Raw genomic sequence first — 13,005 nt, 5'->3', positions numbered from 1 at the left:
CGTTAAAATTAGATTATTCAGATAGGTCAGAGACAACAGCCTCAACAAAGCAGGGTCCGACTCCGCTCCGGTCCCTGTAGAGAACAACAAAGAGGCCTGTCTCGTCGGCCATGCAGAGGCGGTAGTCAACACTGAAGTTCATATCCTCAAGGGATTCCTTCAGACGGTGTATTCCTCCTATATCGGTTTCGGTTCCAACCTCCACACATGACCTTATCTGTTCATCCATAACACCTATGAGGGCAGCGCCCTCCTCTGAGAGTAAATCCAGTTCCGCGGCTCCAAGGTGTTCAATCAAACTATCAAGTTCCCGGGACATGTCCTCCGCATTCATCCTCTTCCTGGACATTCCCCTCACTATGAGAATTTCCCGGGAGTCAAGTGCGGGTCTGGAACCCTCAAATGCTTCAAAGAAACCCATGATTTCTCCGGCTATCCTGTGCAGTTTCATCAATCATATCAACTCCCGGCACCGTTAAGTTCTTCTATCTCGTATCTGAGTTCTCCCATGGTCGCAACCTTCTCTGCGAAGGCGTTGTGTCTGTGTATGCTCTCCTCGTTTATCTGCCTTACGGTAACGATGGTGTCATCCGGCAGGTGGGGGTACTCACTGACTATCCTGTGGACCATGTTACGGACACAGTCCTCAACGAACATGGGATTTTCATGGGCACTCATCACCACCGCGTTCTCGTCGGGTCTCTTGAGGAGTTCATAGACAGGTGAACTCATGGAGCTCTCTATGATGTCTATGAGCTTCTCAGCCCTTATGGTCTGGTCCTCAGGGACCTCTATCATTATCATGCCACGCCCCCTCTGGTTGTGGGAGGCGAAGGATACACAGTCAAGGACTCTCTCGACGGTCTCATCGTCAAGAAATTCAAGGAGCTTCTGGCGTGAGGCTTCCCTGACAGATTCCTGTGCACAGGGACACACGGTCATACCCACAACCTCTGCCCCTATCATCTTCCGTATGACTATCCCATCATCGTCCCGGTAACCGATGGCGTCTGCCATTATCTTTGTCATCTCCTGACTCTTCCTCCGGGTCACCGGCGACCTTTTCATGAACATGAAGTCGCTGTTCATGCTTACCTCGGCCCTCCGGGCGTACCTGTGCTTCTTGAGGAGTTCATTAACTATCTCTGCGCAGAGGGATTCGAGTTCAAGTGCGTTGTTCTCAACAACCTCCTCGAGGACGTCACTTATGGCCTCGGGGTTCCTTGACATGTGGATCCCCCTCTGTTTGCTCGGAAGATCCACGAAGGCATCAAATGTTGGAAGCAGGATTATGGGCCTTCTGCCCTCCCGCTCTATCTTCAGAAGCTTCTTAACACCTGTAACACCCACCCTTGTGAGGTGGACGGGGATGCTAGGAATCTTGTCCTGTGTATCTGGAAAACAAACTAAACCCAAATTTTACACCCCATGAGTAATGGTTACCTAGGTTTTAACTATAGTATGAGAACTTTGCTTATATACTTGTCCGGTGAAGTATTACCGATTTGATCAGTTGGCTGTCCTTCAAGTTAGTGCAGGGAAAATCAGTGATGAGGGATATCTCATAACAGTTCATTAGTGGTTGGATGCAGAAAATTCAGTTGATAGTTCAGACCACTGCAGTAGATGGAAAATCAGGAATCAGGAGAGTAACTCCAGAATATCCTCAGAGTTCAGATCCTTTATGTTCTCCATTAACCTTGAATCGGCACCATAGAGTTCTTCCGCCCTTGCTGCAAGCAGAACTGTACTCTTATCGGGTTCGCCCACAACCAGAACATCCTCCAGGGCATCAAGCTTCCTCTCAATGTCGTTCCGGAGGTGCTCTATCTTCTTCTCTATACCCCTGAGGGCACTTTCAGGGATTTTTGGGTTTATCTCCTTCATATCATCAACTGAGAGGGGTGCTCCTGCAACCAGGATATTCTGAGCTTCTACCCCCGCCTTCACAAGGAGTTTTTTGACTGAGGAATTGTTCACAATTATGAGTTTACCCCTTGCAGCCTCCCTTATCCTCTCGGATGGGTCCTGCCTTTCAAGGACACCGAAGTCTGCGAGTATATGGTCAATGGCCTCCCTGGCGGCTATCAGCTTCCTGCAGAACTCTGAAGCATCCTCACCTCTAAGTTCATGGGTTGGGAGGCTTGTGTAAAGGTACTCCTCGGCATCGATGAGTTCCATCATGGCCTCCTGAAGCTTCCCGGTGTCGATGACACCATCACTGGCATCCCTGAATCCCTGTTCCCTCTTGAGGTTAATGCATGACTTTCTTATAAGCTTCTCTGCCTGTTCGAATCTGATCCTATCCATTTCAATACCCTCTCAGAAGTTGAAGTATGCTGAAAACCTGTCACTCAGCTGACTGAATATTCCGGAGACACCCCCGGGCGCCGCTGTTTCAGGTTCGTATTCCTCACCATCAAGACCCCTCATGAATGCGATGTTTGATCTCCCAAGGGCCTCAGGGTCATAGCCACCCTCCAGAACCGCGGCGCAGGGGAGTCCTGTCTGATGGATGAACCACCCGATCCATGAGAAGAACTCCTCATCAACCATGATCTCTGCAAGGGGATCCCTTCTGTGGGCATCAAAGCCTGCCGATACAAAGATCATATCCGGTCGGAATCCTTCCAGGACCGCCGGGAGTATCATCCCGAGTATCCAGAGGTACTCACGGTTACCCGAGCCCCTGGGCATGGGGATGTTGAGGTTGAAGCCCTCCCCCTCACCGGAGCCGGTCTCATCAATGAACCCGGTTCCAGGGAAGAGGGTCCGTGGGTCCTGGTGTATGGATATGTACATCACATCCCTGTCCCTGTAGAATATGCTGGATGTACCGTTCCCGTGGTGGACGTCGAAATCAAGTACCAGAGGCCTTGAGACCCCGAGGTTCCTGCGGGCATGCTCAATGGCTATGGCTATGTTGTTGAATATGCAGAAACCCATGGAGCGGTCATAGGTGGCATGGTGGCCCGGGGGCCTTCCAAGTGAGTAGGACCAGCCATCGCTGAGGGCCTCCTCGGCAGCCAGCATGGCTCCCCCTGCTGAGAGCCTCGCGACACTGAAGCTCTCGGGGGTCATGTAGGTGTCATAGTCAAGCCATCCGCCACCCCTCCCTGCGAAGACCTCAAGGTACTCCACATGAGCACTGCTGTGTACCATGAGGATATCATCGATTCCAGCCATCCCGGGTTCCACGAACCTTGGGGAGAGATCCGAGGATTCTATGGCCCTAAGGATGGCCCTGGTCCTGCCACTATTTTCAACGTGACCCTCATGATTGTGCAGGTCATAGGATGGGGAGTGGATGATAACCATATGGTTATCATTTTCTGATTCAGGGGATAAATAATTTAATCTCCGATCATCTTGGTGGAGGTCATATCCTCCTTGACGATGTTGAGGACCGTCTGTGTGTATGTCCTCTGCACATCCCCCTCACTGAGGAGGCCCTTTATGAAGCTGTCAAGTTCACCGGTGTCCCGGAACTTACCTATGAGTATGGCGTCGAATTCTCCTGTAACGTCATACACTGCCAGGACGTTCTTATGGTAGGCGGTCCTTGTCTCCCAGTTCCTCAGGACCCCTCCCTTGACCTTCACACCTATGATGGCTGTCAGCTTGTATCCGAGCTTGGAGTGGTCGATTATGGGCACAAATTTCTTTATAACCCCCTTTTTAACAAGTTTTTCAACACGGTTGTGGACGGTACCCACTGAAACGTCGAGTATCCTTGATATGTTCCTGTAGGACATGCGTCCGTCCTCATTCAGGAGGTCTATTATCTTCCTGTCAATATCATCGATTTTGACCAGATCATCATCCATACAAATCACCACTAAACAATGTATACCTATGAAAGTTATATTATAAAGTTTTTTAAGTGAATATAAGTTTAGAAGAAGTCATCAACTTTTATAAGATAGGGTATGTTCCCTTATAAATGTTTATCTGAAGATGGGAAAATAAAAAAGGAGGGTAATTTTATTCGTAGGCGTATCTGAGCGCAAGGGCCCTGTTCCAGAAGAGCTGGATGTAGGGGTATATTATGAGGACCGCGATCAGGGTACCGAGAATCGGTATCACATTCAGGAAACTTGCAATGAATGCCATCACCGCTGAGATCAGACCCACAACGATGTACCAGATTATGTAGTCCAGCCATCCGATCTGGGATATCACGTCAAGTACTCACTGAACCTGAAGGCTGCACCGAGTTCGCTGTCATTGTAGGCCATGTGTGCGATGGCTATTGTCTCTATGAGTCCAAGGATAATTGCGAGTATTATGCCTATTATCGTTGTACCTCCTACGAGGCCTGTGAAGGCTGTGGGGTTTGTGATAACACCTGTGTCCGGTGAAACCATAGTAAAGGAACCAAGAACACCTGCGAATATAATTATCAGTGGAACTATCATGTATGCTATCTGAACAACGAATACCTTGAGCCCATCGACGAACATTTCTCCCCATTCATCGAATTCAGGCAGTTCATCGAAGCCAGCTATTGAGGCCTTCAGCGCCCTGAAACCGTACCCCATGACCAGGAAGACGGGTAGAATTAGAATACTGGCTATTATAAGGACACCCAGTATTATGACCTTCTTCCAGTCACTGGAGGGGTACCTTATGGCATCATTTACAATTTCACCTATATCCATATCTTTCACACCTCCGCGGATTCCCGCAGGTAAAACTATATAAATAGTCACATATAAAACTGCCTAATCTGTTTAGAGAAAGATATAAATCGCTACAAAGTTAATAATATCTCGAGCAGGTGAACTGATGAAGAAGGGGATACTCATCATAGCTTTACTGGTAATCGCCGGGGGTTACCTTTACTTTACAGGGACGCAGGGGGACTTTGAGCCCCTGGGAAGGCTTGCATTCGTTAAAATTGCAAATCCAGATATGTACCCGGGTCATATACACTCAAAACTACTGGCAGACTATGCCCGTGAAAGGGGATCAAAGTGCATCCTGGTGGTCCATTACGGCGGAAGCTCCAATTATCGCTGCTACATGGAGGGCGACGTTTACATCCTTGAACTCGCCTACGTTGAAAAGAAGCAGTACACGCCGGGCATAAACTGGACAGAGGTATGGCAGGAGGGAATATACGGTATACCTGACGATAAGTGGACCTACCGTTCGGATGGAAGGGAATTCGGAACACTGGACGAGGCCCTTGCATACATAAAGGAGAGGGCGGCTGAGCACGGTCAGGAGGGGCCCATACCCCTCGTATACCACGGCACGGTCAGGCAGGGTGAGATATTCATAAACCAGGGCTGTGGATTCCCCCTCTACTATAAAATTGCCAGGAATGAGTATGGCCCCATTGGAGCATACCTCTACTGCCTGAAGGGAATGATCTTTCCCTACCTCAACAATCCCTACAGGAACTTTGAGATCAGGAATGCAAGGTCACTGCAGTATTACTACACCCACAACATGCTCAACTATGAATGATCGAGAGCCTGGGGTGAGTCCTGCTTGAACTCCCTCAACTTCTATTCAGGGGTGAGTCCTGCCAGGACCTCCTCAATCTCCCCTATACCGGCGTCGGTCCTTATACCCGTCGGCCTTATATGGGTCCTTGAAACCCTGAAACCGGCCGCCTCAAGACCATCCATAACATCCCTCAGGGGTGGTGCACTCCTTCCAAGCTTGCTGCAGACCTCATGGATATCATAGAATCCAGGGGGCATCCCTGCTTCATCAAGACATCCCTTTAGAAGTTTAAGGACATCTCCGGCCGTGTTGAGTTCCTTGTTCTCAACATCCCCTATCATCTCACCGATGAATTTACTGTCCTGGATATCACCGACCCAGAGGGGGCCGGCCGCCTCCATTTCGGCACCGCAGTGGGGGCACTCACGTTTCAGGGGCGCAAATCCCTTCACGTGTTCATGGTGAAGGCATCTGAAGCAGTGAAGCATGAATCCGATATTCCTGATGGATTCATCGGCCCTTCTTGCACCCCTCCTCACGTGGATGTATAGCCTCATGTAGTGCTGGCTGCTGTGGGAGAGGAGTACCGAGGCAGCCTTCCTGTACCTTGCAAGGTTCATGGCTGTGAAGCCTGCGAGTATCCTCAGTCCCGTCTCATGGCAGTACTCTGTTTTAAGGGGCCTTGAGGAGTACTTCCTCAGGCAGGGCTTTATGTAGGTGCCGCAGAGGCTTGAGGTGTCGGTGGCTGTAACGGCAAGGAGTGAATTGTTCCTTGCAGAAGCCGCCGCAGAGTCCATGAAGGGCGCAGGGGTCCCGAAGGGGTCGATGTCTATAACATCAAAGCGGCCATGGTTACTCCTGAGGAAGATGCTGGCATCCTCTCTGCTGACCTCAGGGGACACCGAGTTTATCGCTGAGTTATTTTTTATGCATTCAACTGCAAGCGGGTTTATGTCATTTGCAAAGGCCTCAGAGACTCCTTCAACCTCAACCAGATACCTTATGGCCCTTATACCGCTTCCTGAGAAGGTGTCTGCAACGCTAATCTCCCCACCGAGGAGTCTCTGGAAAACCTGGAGCGCGACCACTGACACATCCCTGTTGAACTCCATGGCAGGGTTGTAGAATACAGGTGCCCTGGCCGAGACCTTACTGAAATCAGGGACCCTTATGGTGACTGAACCCTCATTTACCGTTATCATAATTCAACACTCCCACTTCAAAATATTTATTAATGCCGGATGATTAGTGTGATACATGACCAGTAATTTATTAAAAAGACTCATGGTCATCAGGTAAGTATCGGAGCTGGTGATGGATGGAGAATTTTCTGAACAACGTATACCTGGGAAGGAATGATGCATGGAGATATGTGATGACCGTATTTATGAGCTTCGTGGCATCCAATGTTGGAGCCGGCCTCATACTGGGGGTCATCCTCGCAGCCGTCCTGCTACTTAGGGGTGGTGCTGGGGCGCTGGGGGACCTGTCATCCTTCAGCGGCCCCACTCTCCTCATAATGGTGGCCATAGGGTTTTCAGCTTCAATGTTCTTCCTCTATGTTGGACTGAAGTTCATTCACCAGAGGGATTTCATATCTGCAGTTAATTCGAGGGGATACCTTGACTGGCGGAGGATCCTGAGGGGGGCGGGTACATGGTTCCTCATAGTTGGTGTGCTTGATCTGGTATCGGTCCTTGCTGACCCATCAGGGGTCAGATTCAATTTTGGTTCAGGGTTCTGGTGGCTGCTAATCCTCTCCATACTGGCCTTCCCGGTCCAGGCATCCTTTGAGGAGATATTCTTCAGGGGGTACCTGATGCAGGGTATCTGGTCTGTCATAAAGAGGCCGGTGCCGCTCATAATCATCAATTCAGCGATATTCTCGGTCCTTCACTGGTGGAACGGCGCGACACTTAGCATGAGCCTTTCAATAACTGTCAGCACCTTCATCATAGGACTTGTGCTTGCACTGGTGACGCTGGCAGATGATGGCGTGGAGATGGCCATGGGTGTCCACATTGCAAACAATCTCTATGTGAGCGTCATACACAGTTCCCCTGACGCCGGTCTGGGGAACCTCCCATCCCTCATGGTGAGCCCATCGGACCCCTACACAGCTCCCCTGACCCTCCTCCTGGCTTCAGCACTCCTTGTCCTAATACTCTTCAGGGGCCGATACCAGGATTTAGGCAGAATATTCCGGTGATTCACTGTTAAAGCCGGCAAAATCCCTTCAGGGAACATTAAAGGCCGGCATCTCTCCCACCTCAGGTTTATTGATTTTTCTGCACGGGGGACGGGCATCAATTTTTAAGTGCCAGCACGATATAGTTAAACCAGTTAACTTTCATTCGGGTGTTCAAATGATACCGGTTGCTACTCCAATAATCGATGAAGAGGAAATTCAGGAAGTCATAAAGGTACTTAAATCGGGTTTTATCGCGCAGGGACCCAGGGTGGCTGAATTCGAGGAGAAATTTGCGGCCTATGTAGGAACAGAGCATGCAGTTGCAACGAGTTCAGGGACAACAGCCCTTCATCTGGCCCTCCTCGCCGCTGGAGTTGGAAAGGGGGATGAGGTAATAACAACTCCCTTCAGTTTCGCTGCAACAGCAAACGCAGCCCTCTACGTCGGAGCCACACCAGTATTCGCAGATATAGACCCCCTGACATATAATATAGATCCTGAGAGGATAGAGGAACTCATAACACCCAGCACAAGGGCGATAATACCGGTCCACCTCTATGGCCAGCCCGCAGACATGGACCCCATAATGGACCTTGCAGCTGACCACGACATCCTGGTCATTGAGGATGCTGCACAGGCCCACGGAGCAGAGTACCATGGAAGGAAAGTCGGTTCCATGGGCGATGCCGCCTGTTTCAGCTTCTACCCCACAAAGAACATCACAACAGGTGAGGGCGGAATCATAACAACTGATGACGATGAGATAGCTGAGATGGCACGTATACTCAGGGCCCATGGGGAGACAGAACGCTACAGACACACATACCTGGGATACAACTTCCGCATGACCGACATCTCAGCCGCCATCGGGATAGCCCAGCTCGGAAAACTCGAGGAGTTCAACAGCAGGCGAATTGAAAATGCAGCTTACCTCACATCCCAGCTGGAGGACCTTGAGGGAGTATCAACACCCCACATTGCAGCGGGGGTCAGGCACGTCTTTCACCAGTACACCCTGCGGGTTCCGGGCTCAAGGGATGAACTCATGGGCTTCCTCAATGAGAGGGGTGTGGGTACAGGCATCCACTATCCCAGACCAATCTACAGGCAGGAACTGTACCAGAGAATGGGCTTTGATGCCAGATGCCCGGTGAGTGAGGCGGCTGCAGCGGAGGTCCTCTCAATACCGGTACACCCTGCCCTAACCAGTGAGGAGCTTGAGACGGTCGCAGACACGGTCAGGGAATTCTTTGAGTAAACCGTGGCCCTGAGCTGCTTTAATTCCTTCATGCCGCTGTGGGCTGGATTGAGTAAAACACAAAAATTTTTTATTCAAGGTCAGTATCAGCTCCTGGAATGGGTAAGATTTGCTTCCAGGAAATTCCCGTTCTCAGATTAGGGCGCTGGATACCTCTGAAAGGGCACCATTTGATGGAGCAATGCTGGCACAATCGGCCTTATATAAAATTATGAACCTGTGATATGTCCAGGGCCCTAAATCTTTTCCTTCACAGATTCAACCTTATCCCTTAAACCCCTGTCGGCATCCCTTCTATCATCGATCTTGAGGGTTGTGTAGACCCTATCTGAACCCGCCTGGAGGACTGCCTCATGTGCGGCCTTGACAGCCTCCATGAGTTCATCAAGGTCTTCAGCCTCAAGCAGTGTCCCCATTCCTGAGATCTCATACCTCACATTCAGCTTCTTGAGGGCTTCGACGGCAGCTGCCACATAGCTGCTGAGGGAGGTGCTGCATGTACCCAGGGGTATCACGGTGAGTTCTGCGGTAATCATGATTAATTATATGTCCCCTCATTTATATATAGGGTTTCATGGATGTTCAGGAATTCAATCACAGAATCATGGGAAGGATCAGGGGACTTATAGAGGGTCATGAACTCATAAAACCCGGTGAACATATTGCAGTAGCACTCTCAGGCGGAAAGGACAGTGTACTGACACTGCACGCCCTCTCAGATCTCAGGAGTGACCTTGATTTTGAGCTCACAGCCATAACCGTCGACGAGGGGATAGGGGGCTACCGCAGTGAGGGTGTTATGGTGGCAAGGGAGAACGCAGAACTCCTTGGAGTCGAACTCATAGAGAGGTCATTCAGGGACGAATTCAATTTTGAACTGGACAGGGTAACTGATAGATTCAGCAGCCCCTGCATACCCTGCGGTGTCTTCAGGCGATGGATACTCAACAGGACGGCACGTGAGATAGGTGCCTCAAAGATTGCAACGGGCCACAACATGGATGATGAGATCCAGTCCTTCATCATGAGCCTCGCAAGGGGTGATGTGCGGAAATTCTCAAAATTCGGTCCAGAACTTCAGAGGATACACCGGGCAATGGTGCCGCGCATAAAACCCCTCTGGAGCACGCCTGAGAGTGATGTGAGGCTGTGGGCTGTTCTCAATGATGTGAAGGTCCACCTTGACTCCTGTCCCTACTCTGACCTCTCCATGAGGTCAAGGATAAGGGACTTCCTCAACCATCTTGAATCAGAAGAGCAGGGTGTGAAGTTAAGGGTGATGGAATCACTCAGCAGGACCTTCCTGCCCCTCAGTGAAACCGAGGGCCTCAGGGAATGCCTGAGGTGCGGGGAACCTTCATCAGGGGATAAGTGTAAGGCCTGCGAGTTCCTGGAACTCATAAAAAGCTGATTAAAGCGCATGGTATTGTGCCGCGTGTTTTCTGATTTATTCTATCAGTGTGGTACTCTGCTGTGTCGCGTGGGGCGTTATCCCAGGATCCTTGTCACAGAACCTATGCCCTTGCTCCTTCCCTCACGGAAGATTATCTTCTGACCCTCCCTCACATGGTGGGGCCTGTACTTGAACCTCATCCTCACCCTACCCCTGTCACCTGCAGACATGAAATCAGAGTCAAGGGGCTCAAGAACGGTTGTCTCGGCTATGGTTTCAATGTGGGTCACACTCTCATAACCAGCCTTTATGGTTGTCGGATGCACCAGTATGGCAACCTCTGCCTCGAATTCCCTCACAGCCTCGGGGTCATAGTCAGGGTGTGCCAGTATCATACCCCTCTCTATCTCGTCAGGGGAGGCCCCGGATATGGATATGCCGACGATGTGGCCTGGTTCTGCACAGCCTATCCTGTAGTGGTGCATCTCTATTGATTTGACGGTGACCTCCCGGAATTTCCCTGTCTTTAGGGGCCCCAGGAGGAGGGTGTCACCCTTTCTGACAAGTCCCTGCTGGATTGTCCCGCTGACAACGGTACCAACGCCTCTGATGGTGTATATCTTGTCTATGTACATGAGGAATGGCTCTTCATCCCCGTTAACATCGCGACGGACCCTGAGATTGAGGAAGAGTTCATCAAGGATTTCAAGACCCTCCCCTGTAACCGAGGAGGTCTCGATTATGGGGACTATGTGCTGGTTCATCTTACCGGCTATCCCGGCTGCAGCGTCCCGGCTCTTAACATGGAAGGGGATCCTGCCAACCAGTTTAAGCAGTTCAGATATCTTCTCCCTCACACTTCTCCTGTTCTCATCTGTGGCCATATCACACTTTGTGAGGACCACGATTACCGGGAGCTCCATTGCGATCATTATACCGAGGTGCTCCCTTGTTATGTGTGTAGGCCCCTCATCGGCTGCCACTGTGAGGAGTCCGTAGTCGAGCCTCTGACCCACAATCCCCCTTATGGTTGTTCGAAGCCAGGGCTCATGGCCGACGGTGTCAACGAAGGATATGACCCTGTCGGCCTCGTCCATGAGGCGTGATTTCTCCTTCCTGTCAAGGGGGTTCTTGAGCCTCATAACACTGCCGTTCCTGAAGCCGTAGATGGCGAAGGATAGATCAGCCGATAGACCCCTCTCTATTTCATGCTTCTGCACATCAAGGAATATCCTGGTCTTACCGCTCCCATCATCAGGTGTGCCTGTTGTGAGGGTCCCGAGGAGTGTGCTCTTACCGTGGTCCACGTGGCCGGCGACCCCCACGAGGAGGTGCTCCCTCGCTGTCTTCGTCTTCCTTGAGATTATGACCTCCGCCACCATGCCCTCTGTACCCTCATGGAGGTTAACCTCCTCCACAACAGCACCTATCTCACTGCTGAGGGTTCTGAGGACCTCAACTGACTCATCCAGTTTATCAGCAGGGAGGCCGACCGGTTCACCGCTGTCCTCCACACCCAGCAGGTACACTGCCCTACCGTTACCCCGCTCCATACGGTACTTCATCTGGGATATGAGGCCCTTCTTACGGTCCATCTTGAGGTGATACCTGGCTGAGAGGGCCTTCTTGAATTCTATGTTCCTTCTCTCGCCAGGGGATGTGAATGATCTGAGGTCTTCTATCATATCTCTGAATCTATTCCCTTTTTGATGGATTTGCGAAATGGCAGGAGCCATATTTTTCTTCCTGCAGTTTTCTTACCAGTTCTGATGCTTCCTCGAAGTCATCGGCCCTTCCAAATATGCGCCTATCTTTGACATTCACGGTTCTCCCGCAGACGCATTTCCGGGTCTTCGCACCCTCCCTTGAGTAGAGGGCCCTTCCACAGTCGCATCGGAATATTATGTACATCCTATCACACTGCAGCTTCTTGTTTACATTTATGGGGGGTCATTAATTAATGATTTTTTCCTTCAGTATGATCTCTACTGCGCATTTGAGTATATGTCAGCGGGGTATCTTCATGAGTTCATCGAGGGGTGGTAGTTCCTGGGGGTTCTGGAGGTGCTCCTCTATGCCCCTGCGGTGACCGGCGCCCACAACAGCCACCACCCTGTCCTCCTCGATTGAGAGCAGTCTGTGGGCCATGAAGGCATCCCTCTCCTCAACGAGGACGCGGTAGGCTGCCGGGGAGATCTTCCTGAACTCCTCCATAACCTCAAGGAGGGTGTCATCACTTTTGAGGTCCTCGATGTCCTTCGGGTCATCCTTCCAGAGGAATGATCTTATTATCCCTGCGAAGAACCTGAGTTTTTCCATCCTCCCCATGGATTTAATTGCCCTCTGCATGGTCAGTCCGATGTCACGGTCGATGAGTGCAAGGCCCGCCCCCACCTCATGGGCGGCCTCTATGGCTGCCAGCATCTCTGAGCCGGGTTTTACGCCGAGGTCCTCACCAACCTTCCGCTGGAAGTAGGTTAAGAACCAGCCCGCAAGGATCACTCCAATGTTTCCATGGCGCAGGGCTTCCCGAAAGGATGGTTCATCCCTCTGAACCCCGAGTTTTTCATCCATGAGCCTGCGGTATCTCTCGGGGTCCAGTTCAACTGCAACGACGTCTGGTTCCATCTCAAGGATGGTCCTTCTGACCTCCTCTATACTTTCACTTGATACGTGTGCGGTTCCTATGATCCTGAGTTCCTTCAT

The 13,005-nt window shown here is 50.9% G+C and carries 14 protein-coding genes and 1 pseudogene; 4 read left to right on the top strand and 11 right to left on the bottom strand.

What is annotated here, in order from left to right; translation table 11 throughout:
• Positions 1-13: 13 nt before the first annotated feature.
• The 6 genes and pseudogenes from tca_RS05695 to tca_RS05670 all read right to left on the bottom strand — a co-directional run bounded on the left by tca_RS05695 (position 14) and on the right by tca_RS05670 (position 4,661).
• Entirely contained in the window at positions 14-451 is a 438-nt protein-coding gene (locus tca_RS05695; RefSeq protein WP_286708675.1) for a DUF2120 family protein, read from the bottom strand.
• Positions 452-459: 8 nt separating this feature from the next.
• Entirely contained in the window at positions 460-1,416 is a 957-nt protein-coding gene (gene mptA, locus tca_RS05690; RefSeq protein ID WP_048175758.1) for a GTP cyclohydrolase MptA, read from the bottom strand.
• A 225-nt stretch (positions 1,417-1,641) separates the two neighbouring features.
• Entirely contained in the window at positions 1,642-2,310 is a 669-nt protein-coding gene (locus tca_RS05685) for a DUF2100 domain-containing protein (protein WP_286708674.1), read from the bottom strand.
• Positions 2,311-2,322: 12 nt separating this feature from the next.
• On the bottom strand, positions 2,323-3,318 hold the full coding sequence (locus tca_RS05680) for a histone deacetylase family protein (protein WP_286708673.1): 996 nt from the start codon (positions 3,316-3,318) through the stop codon (positions 2,323-2,325).
• A 35-nt stretch (positions 3,319-3,353) separates the two neighbouring features.
• Positions 3,354-3,827 carry an Lrp/AsnC family transcriptional regulator gene (locus tca_RS05675; RefSeq protein ID WP_048060987.1) on the bottom strand — a complete coding sequence of 158 codons (474 nt, stop codon included), beginning with the start codon at positions 3,825-3,827 and terminating at the stop codon, positions 3,354-3,356.
• Positions 3,828-3,984: 157 nt separating this feature from the next.
• Positions 3,985-4,661: pseudogene (locus tca_RS05670) on the bottom strand (DUF4013 domain-containing protein).
• A gap of 127 nt (positions 4,662-4,788) precedes the next feature.
• Here tca_RS05670 and tca_RS05665 point away from each other — a divergent pair.
• Complete coding sequence (locus tca_RS05665; protein ID WP_048175755.1) at positions 4,789-5,475, top strand: hypothetical protein; 687 nt, start codon at positions 4,789-4,791, stop codon at positions 5,473-5,475.
• A gap of 41 nt (positions 5,476-5,516) precedes the next feature.
• Here tca_RS05665 and tca_RS05660 read toward each other — a convergent pair whose 3' ends face one another.
• On the bottom strand, positions 5,517-6,659 hold the full coding sequence (locus tca_RS05660; protein WP_286708672.1) for a tRNA (guanine(10)-N(2))-dimethyltransferase: 1,143 nt from the start codon (positions 6,657-6,659) through the stop codon (positions 5,517-5,519).
• Positions 6,660-6,775: 116 nt separating this feature from the next.
• On the opposite strand from tca_RS05660, the gene tca_RS05655 reads away from it, so the two are divergent.
• Positions 6,776-7,666 (top strand): CPBP family intramembrane glutamic endopeptidase, encoded by an 891-nt coding sequence (locus tca_RS05655; RefSeq protein WP_286708671.1) that lies wholly within the window; start codon positions 6,776-6,778, stop codon positions 7,664-7,666.
• Positions 7,667-7,823: 157 nt separating this feature from the next.
• Positions 7,824-8,906: a DegT/DnrJ/EryC1/StrS aminotransferase family protein gene (locus tca_RS05650; RefSeq protein WP_286708670.1), complete on the top strand. Its 1,083-nt coding sequence runs from the start codon at positions 7,824-7,826 to the stop codon at positions 8,904-8,906.
• A gap of 236 nt (positions 8,907-9,142) precedes the next feature.
• Here tca_RS05650 and tca_RS05645 read toward each other — a convergent pair whose 3' ends face one another.
• Positions 9,143-9,442: an MTH1187 family thiamine-binding protein gene (locus tca_RS05645; RefSeq protein ID WP_010876811.1), complete on the bottom strand. Its 300-nt coding sequence runs from the start codon at positions 9,440-9,442 to the stop codon at positions 9,143-9,145.
• A 38-nt stretch (positions 9,443-9,480) separates the two neighbouring features.
• Between tca_RS05645 and tca_RS05640 the strand changes: the two genes are divergently transcribed.
• Positions 9,481-10,317, top strand: coding sequence for a TIGR00269 family protein (locus tag tca_RS05640; protein ID WP_048175751.1), 837 nt, complete (start codon positions 9,481-9,483; stop codon positions 10,315-10,317).
• A 77-nt stretch (positions 10,318-10,394) separates the two neighbouring features.
• Here tca_RS05640 and tca_RS05635 read toward each other — a convergent pair whose 3' ends face one another.
• From tca_RS05635 to tca_RS05625, 3 genes are all read right to left on the bottom strand, one after another.
• On the bottom strand, positions 10,395-11,984 hold the full coding sequence (locus tag tca_RS05635) for a GTPBP1 family GTP-binding protein (protein WP_048175750.1): 1,590 nt from the start codon (positions 11,982-11,984) through the stop codon (positions 10,395-10,397).
• Positions 11,985-11,994: 10 nt separating this feature from the next.
• On the bottom strand, positions 11,995-12,210 hold the full coding sequence (locus tca_RS05630) for a DUF1922 domain-containing protein (RefSeq protein WP_048175749.1): 216 nt from the start codon (positions 12,208-12,210) through the stop codon (positions 11,995-11,997).
• 96 nt (positions 12,211-12,306) lie between these two features.
• Entirely contained in the window at positions 12,307-13,005 is a 699-nt protein-coding gene (locus tca_RS05625) for a TraB/GumN family protein (RefSeq protein ID WP_231855382.1), read from the bottom strand.

The organism is Methanothermobacter sp. EMTCatA1 (assembly GCF_002356395.1).
Taxonomy (GTDB): Archaea; Methanobacteriota; Methanobacteria; order Methanobacteriales; family Methanothermobacteraceae; genus Methanothermobacter; species Methanothermobacter thermautotrophicus.
This window is presented reverse-complemented; position numbering and strand designations above follow the sequence as displayed.